Here is a 16,822-nt window from a genome sequence, read left to right on the forward strand (position 1 = left end):
CAGTCAAATCGATTTCTAACAATGTTTTAAAAGTAGAGGTGTACTATTCTAGTTTCAATCTACTATACCATTATTTTCTCCGATTTCTTGATAGTTTATAAAAAAGCAGGCCATTAAAGCCTGCTTTACTATTGATTCTTATATACATTTCCTGTGAACAAGGAAAGGCATTTCTGATAACTTATTCTTCATCCATGCTCAAGACGCTGAGGAAGGCTTCTTGTGGGACTTCAACTGATCCAATAGCTTTCATACGTTTCTTACCAGCTTTTTGTTTTTCAAGGAGTTTACGTTTACGAGAAACATCACCACCATAACATTTAGCAAGTACGTTCTTACGAAGGGCCTTAATATCAGTACGAGCGACAATCTTGTGTCCAATTGCTGCTTGGATTGGAACCTCAAATTGTTGGCGAGGGATGATTTTCTTGAGCTTATCAACGATGAGTTTCCCACGTTCGTAGGCAAAATCCTTGTGAACGATAAAGCTGAGGGCATCCACCTTGTCTCCGTTGAGAAGGATATCCATTTTCACTAGCTTAGATGGGCGATATTCTGACAATTCGTAGTCAAAACTTGCATAACCACGAGTCGAAGACTTAAGCTTATCAAAGAAGTCAAAGACAATTTCAGCCAGTGGAATTTGATAGATAACATTGACACGGTTATCATCGATATAATCCATAGTCACAAAGTCACCACGCTTGCGCTGAGCTAGCTCCATCACTGCTCCGACGAACTCCTGTGGTACCATGATTTGCGCCTTGACATAAGGCTCTTCAATGGTCGCAATTTTAGTTGGATCTGGGAATTCAGACGGGTTGGACACATCCATAGACTCACCGTCGGTCAAATTAACCTTATAGATAACAGATGGAGCTGTCATGATGAGGTCGATGTTGAACTCACGTTCCAAACGTTCCTGGATAACATCCATATGGAGAAGTCCAAGAAATCCACAACGGAAACCAAATCCAAGTGCCTGAGATGTTTCTGGTTCAAACTGAAGACTAGCATCATTCAGTTGCAATTTTTCAAGGGCTTCACGCAGGTCATTGTACTTGTTTGACTCGATAGGATAGAGACCCGCAAAGACCATAGGATTCATCTGTTTGTAACCATGTAATGGCTCTGCCGCAGGATTGGTTGCCAAGGTAACGGTATCCCCCACACGAGTATCCTGAACTGTCTTGATAGAAGCCGCAATATAACCAACGTCACCAGTCGCAAGGAAATCACGACCAACTGCCTTGGGTGTAAAAATACCGACTTCGGTCACATCAAAGGTCTTGCCATTGCTCATAAGCTGAATCTTATCGCCAGGTTTGACCACCCCATCCATGACACGCACTTGGAGGATAACCCCACGATAGGCATCGTAAACTGAGTCAAAAATCAAGGCCTTGAGTGGTGCCGTCACATCACCCGTTGGTGCTGGTACTTTTTCTACAATTTGCTCAAGGATGTCTTCGATCCCAATACCAGCCTTGGCAGAAGCCAAAACTGCTTCACTGGCATCCAAACCAATGACATCTTCAATCTCCGTACGCACGCGCTCTGGATCTGCAGCTGGCAGGTCAATCTTGTTAATGACAGGCATGATTTCCAAATCATTGTCCAAGGCCAGATAAACATTGGCAAGAGTTTGAGCCTCAATCCCTTGGGCAGCATCGACCACCAAAATCGCTCCCTCACAGGCAGCTAGCGAACGGGAAACTTCATAGGTGAAGTCTACGTGTCCTGGTGTGTCAATCAAGTGGAAAATATAAGTTTCCCCATCTTTAGCAGTATAATTCAGCTCGATGGCATTCAACTTAATGGTAATCCCACGTTCCCGTTCTAAATCCATACTATCCAAAAGCTGAGCTTGCATTTCACGACTGGAGACTGTCTCAGTTTTTTCCAAAATGCGGTCTGCTAGAGTCGACTTCCCGTGGTCAATATGGGCAATAATAGAGAAGTTACGGATCTTCTCCTGTCGTTTTTTCAATTCTTCTAAGTTCATGAGTCTCTTCCTTTCAGGGTATCTATTTATTATAAATTGTTTTTGATATTTTGACAAGACCATCCCCTGCTAGGAGTACTAATCTTCAGCGACAAAGCCGTCATTTTCGATAAAGTGGTGTTCTGTCATCCCTTGGTCTGTAAAGACAATCCCGTGAAGGACACCACCATAAACAGCTCCTCCGTCCATTCCAATCTTACCATTTTCTGCAATCCAAAGCTCAGCTGTACCACGCTCTTGCTTTAACAAACCATAGACCGGTGTATGACCGAAGACAATGGTTTTTCCAGTATGATTTTCGGCTTCGTGGAATGGTTTTCTAAGCCATACTTTCTTGTAATCTGTGGTTTCATGCCAGTCGTCCAAGGTCAGATCAATACCAGCATGTACAAAGATATACTTGTCTGTCTCTACTACAAATGGCATTTGACGAATGAATTCGACCAAGTCTGCCGCTTCAGTAGCAACACGCTTGGCATCCTCCACTCCGTCAACTGGTGCATCCAAGGGACGACCTAGGATAGAGTTAATGGTTGTATCTCCACCATTACGACGATAGTGGTCATAGCTTTCTTCTGGATCATCTAGCCAAGTCAAAAACATATACTCATGATTTCCTGATAAACAGATAGCCCCTTGATTGTCCACTAAATCCTTGACCATTTCAAGGACACGGCAACTATCTTCACCACGGTCAATTAAATCCCCTAGAAAGAGCAACTGGGTCTGACCATCCCAGGTTTTGAGAAGGTCTTCCAGCATCCCAGCTTTTCCGTGAACATCTCCAATTACATAATAGTCAGTCATCTTATTTCTCTCTGTTTCTCAACAATTCTCTGGCTTGCGTCAGGGCTGCTTCGGTCACATCATCACCTGCCAACATCTTAGCAACTTCCTCCACTCGCTCTTCGACCGTCAAGAGACGAACAGTCGAAACCGTTGAATGGTCATTACTAATCTTCTCAATAAAGAATTGATAATCCGCAATCGCAATCACTTGTGGTAAATGGGAAATAGCTAGAACCTGCCCATGTTGGCCAATCTTGTGAATCTTCTGTGCAATAGCTTGAGCTACACGACCTGAAACTCCTGTGTCCACCTCATCAAAGACTATGCTGGTCTTGCCTTCTTTACGTGAAAAGGTAGACTTAATGGCTAACATGAGACGAGATAATTCCCCTCCAGAAGCAACCTTAACCAAGGGTTTAAAGTCTTCTCCAGGGTTGGTTGAAATATAAAACTCAACCATTTCATTGCCCTCACGACTGAATTTGCCCTTGCTAAAACGAACCTGAAACTGGGCTTTTTCCATATAAAGGTCTTGCAGTTCTTGTTTAATCTCAACTTCGAGCTGCTGAGCCAAGTCATGACGAGCAGAGGCAAGCTGACCTGCCAAGTCGACAAGATTGACTTCCAACTTCTTGAGCTCTGCTTCCATGTCCTCAGACGAAAGATTATTGCCTGTCAAGAGATTGTATTCTTCCGTGATCTTGGCAAAATAAAGCAAGATATCGTCTACAGTCCCACCGTACTTACGGGTAATGGTATGAAGGAAATCCAAACGATTCTCAACCTGCATGAGACGATTGCCGTCAAAATCAAGATCCTCGATAATAGCTTCCAAACGTTTGCTAATGTCTTCTAAGACATAGTAGGTCTCAGACAGTGAGCTTGAAATTTCACGGTATTCAGGGTCATACTCTTCGACACTTTCCATGTCATTCATGGCTGAACGAACATTGGCCAGACTTGAAAAGTCTTCATTGTCCAACATACTGTAGGCATTGGTCAGTGTATCCGCAATATTTTTATGATTGAGAAGTTTATCACGCACTTGATTGAGAGACAAGTCTTCTCCAGCCTGCAAGTTTGCTGCCTCAATCTCTGCCATTTGAAATTCCAACATTTCGATACGTGCCTTGTGTTCCTGTTGGTTTTTCTTGACTTCCAGAACCTGCTTGCGCATTTTTCGATAGGCATCAAAACTTGTTTGATAGGTTTCTTTTAAGTCCCAAAAGGCTGTATCACCAAATTCATCCAGCATCTGGATATGCAGTTGGGGACGCATTAACTCTTCTTGATCATGCTGACCATGAATGTCCACCAGATGTTGCCCAATAGCACGCAAAACAGACAGATTAACCATCTGGCCATTGACACGACTAATACTCCGACCATTTTGCAAGATTTCCCGACGGATGATAATTTCATCACCCAATTCCAAACCTTGCTCATCAAAAATTTCCTGTAAAAGACGACTATTCTCAACTGAGAAAAGCCCCTCAATCTCTGCCTTTGGTGCACCATGACGAATAACATCTGTCGTCGCACGAGCTCCCAACATCATATTCATGGCATCAATGATAATCGACTTCCCTGCGCCTGTTTCACCAGTCAGGACTGTCATCCCCTTTTCAAAATGGAGGGAAATAGCCTCAATAATGGCAAAGTTTTTTATCGAAATTTCAAGTAACATATAGACCTACCATTTTTTTACTTGTTCAAAGATTTCCTCAGCTAGACTTTCACTTCTGGCCATGACTAAAATCGAGCTATCATCAGCCAAACAGCTGAAAATCTTATCCGCAAAAGTCTCAATTAACTGAGCTTTTACAAAAGCCGTATTTCCTGGAATAACTTGGAGATTGATCATCTTGTCCATCAATTGAGCCGATTCGATATTATATTCAGCTAGTTGCAAACTTTTTACGATTGATTTTGGCAATTCATAGACATAGGTGTTATCTCTCAAAGGAATTTTGACAATGCCTAGCTCTTTGATATCACGTGATACTGTCGCCTGAGTGGCAGTGATGCCTGCCTCTTTCAAATGTTCTACAATTTCTTCTTGTGTACCGATTTGATAATCTGTCACAAATCGTCTAATTTTTTCAAGTCTCTCTTTTTTATTCATTTTTAAATTGACTATGCGCCCTTTCTACTATTTCTTCAATCTCAGCAAGAACCTGATTGCTTGCTGACTCTTCTTTTTTCAAATACGCTAAAAACTCGATATTTCCATGTCCACCTTGGATGGGAGAAAAATCCAATCCAAGGACTGAAAAGCCTTCCTCTACTGCCATAGCTGTGACAGATTCAAGGACATGTTGATGAACCTTAGCATCCCGAATAATTCCATTTTTCCCGATCTGCTCTCGACCTGCCTCAAACTGAGGCTTAACTAAAGCCACAACCTGACCTTGATCAGATAACACACAGTACAAGGCTGGCAAAATCAGACTGAGGGAAATGAAACTCACATCAATACTGGCAAAGCTCGGCTCCTGCTCGAAATCGGTCTTTTCAGCATAGCGGAAATTAAACTGCTCCATGCTGACAACTCGTGGGTCTTGGCGTAGTTTCCAAGACAATTGATTGGTACCAACATCAACTGCAAAGACAAGTTCAGCACCATTTTGCAACATGACATCGGTAAAACCTCCAGTAGAGGCACCGATATCAATCGTTGTAGCTCCTTCCACTGACAAATCAAAGACCTGCAAGGCCTTTTCCAGTTTCAAGCCACCACGGCTGACATACTTGAGTTTCTCCCCCTTGAGTTTTAACTCAGTGTCGTCCGGGATTTTCTCTCCTGGTTTGTCAAACCGTTCTCCATTCAGGACTGCTAGGACTAGACCAGCCATGACACCGCGCTTGGCCTGCTCTCGCGTTTCAAACAAGCCCTGTTTATAAGCTAGTACATCCACTCTTTCCTTGGCCATTGATTCTCAAACTTTCTACTACTTCTACAATCGATTCTGTTTCAAAGGGAACCTGCTGGGCAATTTCTTCTAATTTGGCATTAGCTTGATCCAGAGTTTGGTTACAAAAGGCAATAGCTTCTTCCAAGCCCAACAAAGCAGGATAGGTTGATTTTTCAGCCTGCAGGTCCTTTTGAGGTGTCTTGCCGATCTCCTCAAAACTGGCAGTCACATCCAGTACATCATCTCGAACTTGAAAAGCAAGTCCAATCAATTCACCAACAGTTTTCAGCTTCACCTGCATCTCAGGTGCCAATTCTGCTAGGATAGCAGCTGCTTGGAAGGGATAGGCTAGCAGTTTTCCAGTCTTATTAGCATGAATGGTCTGGAGTTCTTCCAAAGACAAGTGCTGGTGTTCGCCTTCCATATCCAAAACCTGGCCTGCTACCATACCCAGACTTCCTGAAGCAAGGGATAAGTTGGCAATCAAGTCTACCTTAATCTGACTTGGCAAATCTGCCTGCGCTATCAAGGCGTAAGGATCTAGGAACAAAGCGTCTCCTGCCAAAATGGCCATAGCTTCACCAAATTTCTTATGATTGGTCAAGCGTCCCCGACGGTAATCATCATCATCCATAGCAGGAAGGTCATCGTGAATCAAACTCCCTGTATGAATCATTTCCAAGGCAGCTGCCACCTGCGCGTGAGCAGGTTTGATGGCAACCTGCAAGGCTTCCAGAACTTCTAACAAGAGAAAAGGCCGAATACGCTTGCCACCCGCATGAATGGAATAGAGAACGGACTCTCGCAAACTAGAGGCAAACTGCTGGTCTCCATAAAAGTCTTCCAAGGCCGACTCGACAAGAGCTAATTTTTCTTGCTTCTTCATTCAAAATCACTTTCTGTTCCGTCTTCTTGCATGACCTTGACCAAAGTTTTTTCAGCTTTATCCAATGTCGCTTGGAGTTCTTTTGACAAGACCATCCCCTTTTGAAAGGCAGCAATCGCATCTTCCAAAGCAATTTCACCATTTTCCAAACTTTGGACAATGGTCTCCAGTTCTGCTAGATTTTCCTCAAATTTCTTTTGTTTTGACATCTTTAACCTCTAATTCTACTTGACCATCTCGCATCAAAAGCGTTACTTGGTCTTTTTTCTTCAAACTCTCAACCGAATCAACCACGGAATCTTCTTTTTTGACAATAGCATAACCACGCGCCACGATGCGACTGGTATCCAACATCAACAAGGCTTCTGAAAGTCGCCTCACTTCAGCAACCCTGGCATCATAAACCAGCGCCATTTGGCTACGGAGGAGCTTATCCAACTGGCCTAGACGGTCTTGATAGCGTTGGATTTTGGTAACAGGTGATAATTGAACCAGTTGATGCGTCCTTGCTTGGACTAATTGCTTGTTATCAGAAATCCGTGTACGTAAACTTTGTTTTAAGCGCAGTTGCAGTTGATCCAAGCGTTGCATATAGCCATCATATAACCGCTCTGGTTGTCTAAAGATAACAGACTGACTGCATTTTTTCAAAGCTTCTTGTTTCTTAGATAGGACATTTCGGACTGCCGTTGCCATCCGTTTTTCCTGATTTTGCAAATGAGCTAATAGATCCAACTTGGTCACAGGTGTTGCTAGTTCAGCCGCCGCTGTTGGCGTTGCAGCGCGTCGATCTGCCACAAAATCCGCCAAGGTCACATCCGTCTCATGCCCCACACTAGAAATAACTGGCAAACGAGACTCAAAAATAGCTCGTACCACAATTTCTTCGTTAAAGGCCCAGAGATCCTCTATGGAACCACCACCACGACCAATAATGAGTAAATCCAAATCGTCCCCTTGATTAGCACGCGCAATATTTCTAGCAATTTCCTCGGCAGAGCCTTCACCTTGCACCTTAGTCGGATAAAGTAGGATATCGACACCTGGAAAGCGCCTGCTGACGGTCGTGATAATATCTCGAATAACGGCTCCACTGCGACTGGTTACCACACCAATTCTCTTAGAAAATTGGGGCAGAGCTTGCTTGAAGCGTTCTTGAAACAGGCCTTCTTCTGTCAATTTTTTCTTGAGTTGTTCAAACTGAATCGCAAGCGCCCCAACCCCATCAGGCTCAGCCTTTTCAATGATGATGGAGTAGCTACCACTTGGTTCATAGACCTGCACACGCCCAATCACATTGATTTTCATTCCTTCTTCTAGGTCGAAACCTAATTTCTGATAAACCCCAGACCAGATGGTCGCTTGAATAACTGCATGGTCATCTTTTAGGGAGAAATATTGGTGAGTAGGTCGTTTACGAAAGTTGGAAACTTGACCAGTTAAATAGACCCGCTCCAAGTATGGGTCTTTATCGAATTTCATTTTCAGATACTTGGTCAAAGTTGTTACCGATAAATACTTTTCCATCTCCACCTACTATTCATTTTCTTGCTCTTTCATGGGTATTATTATACCAAAAATATGCCTAAAAATCTCCATTTATGTACCATTATGAGGGAAAAATAGAAAAAGGAGGCAAGGCCTCCAATTCTGTTTATTTGCTATTTCGAGCTTCTTCCAAAATCTTAGCAATCTTGGTCGTCAACAGGTCGATAGCTACTGTATTGCTGACTCCCTCAGGAATGACGATATCAGCATAACGCTTAGTCGGCTCGATAAACTGATGGTACATGGGTTTAACCACACCTAGATACTGGTCAATAACGCTATCAAGGCTACGGCCACGTTCTTCCATATCGCGCTTGATACGACGAATAATGCGCACATCGTCATCCGTATCCACAAAAATCTTGATATCCATCAAATCGCGTAGACGCTTGTCCTCCAAGACCAAAATCCCCTCAACGATAAAGACATCTTGAGGCTCCTGCCGATAGGTCTTGCTGCTCCGTGTATGTTCAGTATAGTCATAAGTCGGAATGTCCACCGGACGCCCTGCCAACAATTCCTTCATCTGCTCAATCATCAAGTCTGTATCAAAGGCAAATGGATGGTCATAGTTGGTTTTGATACGCTCTTCAAAGGTCAAATGAGACTGATCATTGTAGTATGAATCATGCTCAATCATGGAAATCTTTTCATCAGGAAAATGCGATAAAATGGCTCTTGAAACACTGGTTTTACCACCACCAGAACCACCTGTCACTCCAATAATGATTGGTCTATTTTGCATGCTATCCTCCGTTATTTTATCCGTCGTCTATTCTATCACATTTTTTACAAAATTTATAGTCTCATCAGCAAAAAACACCAGAGTCTTCCCTCTGATGTTCGATAGTTTTAACGAAAGCCCTGTAGGGTTTGAGCAAGCATCTGCAAGAAAGCCAGTCTCCCTCTTTCCTGGCTAGGAGCTTTGGCAATCCATAAACCAAAATCAATGACAGACTTAGGTGCCTGGTAATGATGCGTCATGAGGTAAAGCGACAACCCTTGACTCAAATTGGCCATGACCGATTGGTATTTTTCATTTCTGTCTAAATTTTGTATAGCAAGACGAAACAGGTGACTCAACTCACTATTTTCATTTATTTCTTTTTGTTGAAGAAGTTGCTCCACCCTTTCTCGAAACTCATTTTGCATCATGGAATTATCACACCAAATCCTGGTCTAGGTGCCCATGGACCATAATTAATCCAGCCATTGACTATTACACTTCCCGTGTACCCCCAAAACTCTCCAGGATTGATACTGCATTTTGCTCGACCTTTAACGTCTACACAATATATTCCTGGGCCTAAGTTCCCACCAGAACCTGTAATGGACTCTAAATATTTATCTGAAAGAATTTTAAGTTGCTTCATTATCACACCTCTAAATTTCTATATAGATTATTTGAGTATCTACAACTCGCAACAATTGGAATATTATAATTCCCAACCCCATTCTACTATTAGTATGGGGTTTTATCAAGCAATTGTTATCTATCACCCGATTTTTATTCCTAAAGGATCTAGCTAAAAACCTTCCTTGGCTTATAGAAATTGCCCCGTTTTTCTAGAATGGCTAACAATTTATCATCTTCAAAGGCAGCCAGTTCTTTGTCCGTTTGGTCTAGCTCAATAAAACGACCAAAGCGAACTTCTGTAGCTTCTTCTGGACTTAGGAAAACTTTGACAAGATCACCTGTCCCAATCTCTAAAGGATGGAGAAAATCTAATTGCCCAGCCTCTACTTTTTCAGCAATTTCCTCCAAGGTCAGTGCGTCTTCTAATTGTAAGCCAGCAGCACTAGTACGAGTTAACTGAGACATATGAGCCGCATAACCAAGCTTTTCACCCAAATCAACTGACAAAGTACGGATGTAAGTCCCTTTACTACATTTCACACGAAAAGTGAATCGTGCGAGGTGATCATCATAAGAAATCGGACTTGTTCTCTCAAATTGATAAATGATCACCTGACGTTCTGGACGCTCTACTTCCTGACCAGCACGCGCATACTCATAGAGCTTGCGACCATTAACCTTAACTGCTGAATACATAGGGGGAATCTGACTAATAGGCCCAGTCAAGCTCGCAATCGCTTCATCAACAAGCTTTTCATCCAAGGGAGACAAAACAGGGGTTTCTGCGACCACTTCCCCACTAGCATCCTCAGTCGTCGTGGAATAGCCCAGAGTGATTTCCCCCTCATAGACCTTACCCTCGTCCTGCATAAACTCAACCATGCGTGTCGCCTTGCCAACCGCAATGGGCAAAACACCCACCACATCCGGATCCAAGGTCCCACCATGACCAATTTTCTTGGTGCCCAAAATCTTACGCAGTTTAAAAACCGCATCATGCGAGGTCATTCCTGCTTCTTTTTTTAAGTTGATAATACCGTTCATTTTTGCTTTCTACTCCCCCTTCAATGCTTCAAATTTCGCTTTCATGGTTGGATTTTTCCGGGTCAATTTTTTAACAGAGACATCTTCCAATTTGTTGTTAGCTAAACGGAGTTGGTTTTCAGATGTGGTCAGGAATTTCTTAACCTCTTCCATGCGTTTGATGGCCTTGTCGATTTCATCAATAGCTTTTCCAAAGTTGGTCGAAGCTGAATTATAGTTCTTAGCAAAAGCTAGCTTAAAGGCATCCAAGTCTTCCTCAAAATGTGTAATGTCGATATTTTGCTCGCGAACAAGCGCTAACTCCTGCTTGTATTTTAAAGAATTAAGAGCCGCATTACGTAAGAGCCCAATCAACTGAATAAAGAATTGAGGACGAACCACATACATCTTTTCATACTCGTGGCTGACATCTACAATCCCTGTGTTAAAGTAGTCATTATCGGCCTCAAGCATGGTCACCAAAACGGCATACTCACAGTTCTTCTCCCGACGGTCCTTGTCTAATTCCTTGTAAAAATCTGCATTCTTGTGCTTCTTCTCCGTTCCGTCAGCTTCATTCTTCATCTCAAACATGATGGAGATAATCTCTACCCCATTTTCATCACACTCACGGAAGATGAAGTCTCCCTTAGACCCACGCACAGAGACCTTGTTATCCTTCTCAAAGTAGGCATTTGGAAAGGCGAAACTACGGACCTTGTTAAACTCACTCTCTGCATACTGTTCCAGACTTTCCCCGATCGCTTTTGTAGATTGCTGGGCTTTGAAATTCTTATAGAACTCGACTTGTTCACTAGCTGCTTTAAGCTGGGCTTCATAGTTTTGCTTAACAGAAGCCAAAGACAACTCATTTTCCTTTTCTTGCAAGAGGAGCTGATTTTTGACCTGAACATGTTCTTTTTCTAGGTCAGAAAGGGTCTTTTGCAGTTGATTTTCATGCTCTAAACGCAAGGTAGACAATTGGTTCTCCAAGGCCTGTACTTCCTTGTCCTTAGCCAAGAGGGCCTGATGGCTTGTCTCTTCAACTTCTTTCTTGGCCAATTCTTTTTCTGTATCAAAGTTTTGGATCTGACTCTGTAATTGCGCAATTTCTTGATCCTTCTGAGCCAGTTTAGTCTGTTGCTCATTCATAGCCTTTTGCTCAGCCAAGGCCAGTTCTTGCCTCATCCTATCGTGTAGTTCCTTATCAAACTCTGCCGTTCTCACTTGGGACAAAAGTTCAGCATACTGGCTTTCATTTACTGTAAAGACTTCCCCACAGTTGGGACATTTGATTTCGTTCATTACATTCCTCTTTCTAGACTTCTTTATCCATTATATCATGCCTGAAGGAAAATCAAAAACAGCGAGTCGAAACCCACTGTTTATCTTCTTTTACTTTAAATTTTCTCCAAGGCCAAGCGCAAATCTTCAATCAAATCTTCTACATTTTCAAGACCGATTGACAAGTGGATTTGATTTGGTGTGACACCTGCTGCTTCTAGGTCTTTTTCTGACAATTGACCATGAGTGGTTGTTGCTGGATGGACAACAAGCGATTTAGCATCTGCCACGTTTGCAAAATCAGAAAAGATTTCTAAATGATCAATGACCTTGCGGGCTTCTGCCTCCCCACCTTTGACATGGAAGGTAAAGATGGAGCCGACACCTTTTGGCAAGTATAGTAGATTGAAACTAGAATAGTACACATATACTTCTAAAACATTGTTAGAAATCGATTTGACTGTCCTGATCGATTCGTCCTATTCTTATTTCATTTTACTATATTTTTATGAAAATCTTAAAAAAATCAGTGAAATTCTGGATTTCACTGATTTGTATTAATAAAATTGTTTATATGGTTGATTGAAAGCTGTTAGGATTTCATCAGATGTTTGTGAATAATCTTTTGTTTCTTTCAAATCACCTTTGACAATAATACGTTCTGTAGCAGCAAGGTCTTCACAGGTTACTAATGTGATTTCATTGACCCCTTCTCTATCATCAACTTCATCAACACGATCCGGTGTCACACGTTTGACTTCACGTATTTCATAAGTATAAACTTTATTTTTATCGGTTAGATAAATCTTCATGCCATTTTTAGCATTATCTAAAGGAGAAAATAACATTTTATTAGCATTATCAACACCAAAGATATGGTGACTAGCTAGACTATAATTTCCTTCCCCCATTACTTGCTCGCGTTTCATTGTACCAGCTCCGTAGAAGAGATTAACATTATCAAGTCCTTTAAAAATCGGCAAATTCATTTCCAATTCAGGAATTGCAATTCCCCCAATAACTGGTAATTTTTGAGCATCCCATTGAGAAGTTAGAACAGCTTCCGAAGAGATAGCTTTGACAGAATCAAAGTCAAAATTGCCTTCTGTATCCTGATTTTCTTCTAATTTTTCTTTTGATACCTGGCTAACTTGATACTTATTGGTATTCCAGACTATGAAAATATTTCGAATTTGCGCATTAAAAATCAAAGCCAGTGACAGTAATATCAGAAATCCTGCTAGGATATTTGTCAGCAGATTTTTTCGCTTGTTTTTCTTTTTATTATTTTTATGAGACATTATTCTTCACCTTCTGTTTCATTTTCTGTCCCAACCTCTTCTTTTTCTGCCACCGCAACCGTTGTGAAAGTCACTATCTGAGCATCTTGATCCAGGCGCATTACTTTAACTCCCATAGTTGCACGTCCTGTTTGTGAAATATTGGCAAGATTGGTTCGAATCATGACACCTGTATCAGTGATAATCATCAAATCCTCATCCCCTTGAACAGTCATAAGACCGGCCAGCAAGCCATTTTTTTCGGTAATTTTAGCTGTCTGCATTCCCTTACCACCACGACCTTTTGTTGGGTATTCAGTAGCGACTGTACGCTTACCATATCCTTTTTCTGTGATAATAAGAACCTCATCTTGATCAGTAATCAAGCTGGCACCAACAACTGTGTCTCCTTCACGAAGGTTAACACCTTTCACACCAGTGGCGATACGACTCATACCACGAACGGCTGATTGATTAAAGCGAACTGCATAACCAAACTTGGTACCAATGATAATATCCATATCTCCTTCCGCCAACAAGACATTGATTAACTCATCTTCATCCTTTAAATTCAGCGCTTTGAGACCATTTTGACGAATATTGGCAAATTCCTTAACACTGGTTCTCTTCACAATACCGTGACGGGTTGTAAAGAAGAGATAAGCATCATCACTGCGATCAGACTCAACATTGATAACCGTCTGAATATTTTCGTCTTCATCCAATTTCAAGAGATTGACTACTGGTAGCCCTTTGGCAGTTCGACCATACTCAGGGATTTCATACCCCTTCAAGCGATAGACTCGTCCTTTATTTGTGAAGAAGAGCAGATGATCATGGGTGCTAGTTGACACTAACTCACGAACAAAGTCATCATCTTTCACTCCTGTTCCTTGGACACCACGACCCCCACGTTTTTGAGCAGTAAATTCAGCTTGGTCCAGACGTTTAATGTATCCTTTGTTAGAAAGGGTAATTAAGACATCCGATTCTTCAATCAAGTCCTCATCCTCGAGACTCAAGACCTGTCCAACCATCAACTCTGTACGGCGTTTATCGGAAAATTTACGTTTAACTTCATCCAATTCGTCTTTGATGATTTGAGAAACACGTTCAGGCTTAGCAAGAATATCCGCTAAGTCCGCAATCAGAGCCAAGAGGTCATCATACTCAGATTGAATCTTATCGCGTTCCAAACCTGTCAAACGACGAAGACGCATGTCTAGGATGGCCTGACTTTGACGTTCAGAAAGCTTAAACTTACTCATCAACTCAGCTTGTGCTTCCGCATCCGTTTCACTAGCACGAATGATACGAATCACTTCGTCGATATGGTCTAGCGCAATCAAGAGACCTTCTAAGATATGAGCGCGCGCTTCCGCTTTTTCCTTATCAAAACGTGTACGACGAACAACTACTTCTTTTTGGTGCTCGATATAAGCATCCAAAATCTGACGAAGAGACAAAATTTTCGGTATACCATTTTGGATAGCCAGCATATTGAAACCAAAGTTGGTTTGCATCTGGGTCATCTTGAAGAGATTATTAAGGATAACATTGGCTGAGGCATCACGCTTGACTTCAATAACAAATCGAACCCCTTCACGGTTTGACTCATCACGTACTGCTGTAATCCCCTCAATACGTTTTTCCTGAACCAAACGAACAATATGCTCATGTACCTTGGTTTTATTAACCATGTAAGGAAATTCTGTTACAACGATGCGCTCACGACCAGTCTTAGTCGTTTCAATCTCTGTACGAGAACGTAGGACAATCGAACCTTTACCTGTTTCATAAGCCTTATGGATACCTGATTTCCCCATGACAAGGGCACCTGTTGGAAAATCTGGTCCAGGCAAGACTTCCATCAATTCCTTGGTAGTCACTTCAGGATTATCCATGACCAACTTCACTGCATCAATGGTTTCACCTAGATTATGAGGTGGAATATTGGTTGCCATCCCAACAGCAATACCAGTTGCTCCATTAACCAAAAGGTTTGGAAAACGCGCTGGCAAGACCAAGGGTTCCCGTTCATTGGCATCATAGTTATCAACAAAATCAACTGTATTTTTGTTGATATCACGAAGCATTTCCAGAGCAATCTTGCTCATACGTGCCTCGGTATAACGTTGAGCGGCAGCACTATCTCCATCCATGGAACCAAAATTCCCATGACCATCTACAAGCATGTAACGGTAGCTCCACCATTGAGCCATACGGACCATGGCTTCATAAATAGAGGAATCCCCGTGTGGGTGGTATTTACCCATGACATCCCCTGTAATACGAGCAGATTTTTTATGGGGTTTGTCTGGAGTAACACCCAATTCATTCATTCCGTAGAGAATGCGACGGTGAACAGGTTTTAAGCCATCTCGAACATCAGGAAGAGCTCGCGCTACGATAACACTCATGGCGTAGTCGATAAAGCTAGCCTTCATCTCCTTTGTCAGATTGACATTCACTAAATTTTTATCCTGCATTAATAAATGCCTCATTTCACAATTAGTAAGTAACAACATTATACCATAAATTCCCATCTATTTCAGCCTCTAAACCACTAAAACGTTTACATAGAGAACTATACGGCATATTCGTGACAAAGTTTTTTAAAAGTGATAGAATGAAGTTGTCTAGGGAAAATCCCCTAATAAAATTAAGGAGATGTTTAGAACAATGACTTCAACTAAACAACACAAAAAAGTTATCCTTGTCGGTGATGGTGCTGTAGGTTCATCTTACGCTTTTGCACTTGTTAACCAAGGAATTGCACAAGAGCTTGGAATTATCGAAATTCCACAATTGCATGAAAAAGCTGTTGGTGATGCGCTTGACCTTAGTCACGCCCTTGCCTTCACTTCACCTAAAAAAATCTATGCAGCTCAATACTCTGACTGTGCAGACGCTGACCTTGTTGTGATCACTGCAGGTGCGCCTCAAAAACCAGGTGAAACTCGTCTTGACCTTGTAGGTAAAAACCTTGCTATCAACAAATCAATCGTAACTCAAGTTGTTGAATCAGGTTTCAAAGGTATCTTCCTTGTTGCTGCTAACCCAGTTGACGTTTTGACTTACTCAACTTGGAAATTCTCTGGTTTCCCTAAAGAACGCGTTATCGGTTCAGGTACTTCACTTGACTCAGCTCGTTTCCGTCAAGCCCTTGCTGAAAAAATCGGTGTTGACGCTCGTTCAGTTCACGCCTATATCATGGGTGAACACGGTGACTCTGAGTTTGCCGTTTGGTCACATGCTAACGTTGCCGGTGTAAAATTGGAACAATGGTTGCAAGCTAACCGTGACTTGAATGAAGCTGACCTTGTAGAACTCTTCATTTCTGTTCGCGACGCTGCATACTCAATCATTAACAAGAAAGGTGCTACATACTACGGTATCGCTGTAGCCCTCGCTCGTATCACTAAAGCAATCCTTGACGATGAAAACGCAGTCCTTCCACTTTCCGTATTCCAAGAAGGTCAATACGGAATTGAGAACGTCTTTATCGGTCAACCAGCTATCGTTGGAGCACACGGTATCGTTCGTCCAGTAAACATTCCATTGAACGATGCAGAAACTCAAAAAATGCAAGCATCTGCTAAAGAATTGCAAGCTATTATTGACGAAGCATGGAAAAATCCAGAATTCTAAGAAGCTTCTAAAAATTAATTTAACTATAGACAACTCCTTGAATCATCAGGGAGTTGTTTTTTTTAGCTGTATGATATAGTCTAT

At 42.0% G+C, this 16,822-nt stretch carries 15 protein-coding genes and 1 pseudogene; 1 reads left to right on the plus strand and 15 read right to left on the minus strand.

Annotated features, from left to right (window positions below; all coding sequences use genetic code 11):
* Positions 1–181: 181 nt before the first annotated feature.
* From lepA to gyrA, 15 genes and pseudogenes are all read right to left on the minus strand, one after another.
* Positions 182–2,005 (minus strand): translation elongation factor 4, encoded by a 1,824-nt coding sequence (gene lepA, locus HT723_RS07090; protein ID WP_078238629.1) that lies wholly within the window; start codon positions 2,003–2,005, stop codon positions 182–184.
* A gap of 78 nt (positions 2,006–2,083) precedes the next feature.
* Complete coding sequence (locus HT723_RS07095; RefSeq protein ID WP_023940153.1) at positions 2,084–2,812, minus strand: metallophosphoesterase family protein; 729 nt, start codon at positions 2,810–2,812, stop codon at positions 2,084–2,086.
* 1 nt (position 2,813) lies between these two features.
* The gene (gene recN / locus HT723_RS07100) at positions 2,814–4,481 is read right to left on the minus strand and encodes a DNA repair protein RecN (RefSeq protein WP_023940154.1); all 1,668 of its coding nucleotides are present in this window, start codon (positions 4,479–4,481) and stop codon (positions 2,814–2,816) included.
* Between the two features lie 6 nt (positions 4,482–4,487).
* Entirely contained in the window at positions 4,488–4,919 is a 432-nt protein-coding gene (locus HT723_RS07105) for an arginine repressor (protein WP_001034403.1), read from the minus strand.
* Positions 4,912–5,727: a TlyA family RNA methyltransferase gene (locus HT723_RS07110; protein ID WP_023940156.1), complete on the minus strand. Its 816-nt coding sequence runs from the start codon at positions 5,725–5,727 to the stop codon at positions 4,912–4,914. Before HT723_RS07110 ends, HT723_RS07105 begins: the two co-directional genes overlap by 8 nt.
* On the minus strand, positions 5,693–6,595 hold the full coding sequence (locus tag HT723_RS07115; RefSeq protein WP_023940158.1) for a polyprenyl synthetase family protein: 903 nt from the start codon (positions 6,593–6,595) through the stop codon (positions 5,693–5,695). Before HT723_RS07115 ends, HT723_RS07110 begins: the two co-directional genes overlap by 35 nt.
* On the minus strand, positions 6,592–6,804 hold the full coding sequence (locus HT723_RS07120; protein WP_000043226.1) for an exodeoxyribonuclease VII small subunit: 213 nt from the start codon (positions 6,802–6,804) through the stop codon (positions 6,592–6,594). The genes HT723_RS07115 and HT723_RS07120 overlap by 4 nt, the downstream gene beginning before the upstream one ends.
* A complete protein-coding gene (xseA, locus tag HT723_RS07125; protein WP_172934910.1) occupies positions 6,782–8,122 on the minus strand; it encodes an exodeoxyribonuclease VII large subunit in 1,341 nt (446 codons plus the stop codon). Before xseA ends, HT723_RS07120 begins: the two co-directional genes overlap by 23 nt.
* 127 nt (positions 8,123–8,249) lie before the next feature.
* Positions 8,250–8,888: a uridine kinase gene (udk, locus tag HT723_RS07130; protein ID WP_172934911.1), complete on the minus strand. Its 639-nt coding sequence runs from the start codon at positions 8,886–8,888 to the stop codon at positions 8,250–8,252.
* Between the two features lie 107 nt (positions 8,889–8,995).
* A complete protein-coding gene (locus HT723_RS07135) occupies positions 8,996–9,298 on the minus strand; it encodes a bacteriocin immunity protein (protein ID WP_000983427.1) in 303 nt (100 codons plus the stop codon).
* A 367-nt stretch (positions 9,299–9,665) separates the two neighbouring features.
* Entirely contained in the window at positions 9,666–10,544 is an 879-nt protein-coding gene (gene truB / locus HT723_RS07140) for a tRNA pseudouridine(55) synthase TruB (RefSeq protein ID WP_172934912.1), read from the minus strand.
* A 9-nt stretch (positions 10,545–10,553) separates the two neighbouring features.
* Positions 10,554–11,828, minus strand: coding sequence for a DUF2130 domain-containing protein (locus HT723_RS07145; protein ID WP_172934913.1), 1,275 nt, complete (start codon positions 11,826–11,828; stop codon positions 10,554–10,556).
* 95 nt (positions 11,829–11,923) lie between these two features.
* Positions 11,924–12,205: pseudogene (locus HT723_RS07150) on the minus strand (PLP-dependent transferase); the annotation flags it as partial.
* 159 nt (positions 12,206–12,364) lie between these two features.
* The gene (gene srtA, locus HT723_RS07155; RefSeq protein ID WP_000018518.1) at positions 12,365–13,108 is read right to left on the minus strand and encodes a sortase SrtA; all 744 of its coding nucleotides are present in this window, start codon (positions 13,106–13,108) and stop codon (positions 12,365–12,367) included.
* Positions 13,108–15,576, minus strand: a complete 2,469-nt coding sequence (gene gyrA, locus HT723_RS07160; protein ID WP_172934915.1) for a DNA gyrase subunit A — start codon at positions 15,574–15,576, stop codon at positions 13,108–13,110. Before gyrA ends, srtA begins: the two co-directional genes overlap by 1 nt.
* A gap of 193 nt (positions 15,577–15,769) precedes the next feature.
* On the opposite strand from gyrA, the gene HT723_RS07165 reads away from it, so the two are divergent.
* Positions 15,770–16,738, plus strand: a complete 969-nt coding sequence (locus tag HT723_RS07165; RefSeq protein ID WP_000204723.1) for an L-lactate dehydrogenase — start codon at positions 15,770–15,772, stop codon at positions 16,736–16,738.
* Positions 16,739–16,822: the final 84 nt, after the last annotated feature.

Source organism: Streptococcus sp. 2106 (genome assembly GCF_013277315.1).
Lineage (GTDB): Bacteria > Bacillota > Bacilli > Lactobacillales > Streptococcaceae > Streptococcus > Streptococcus pseudopneumoniae.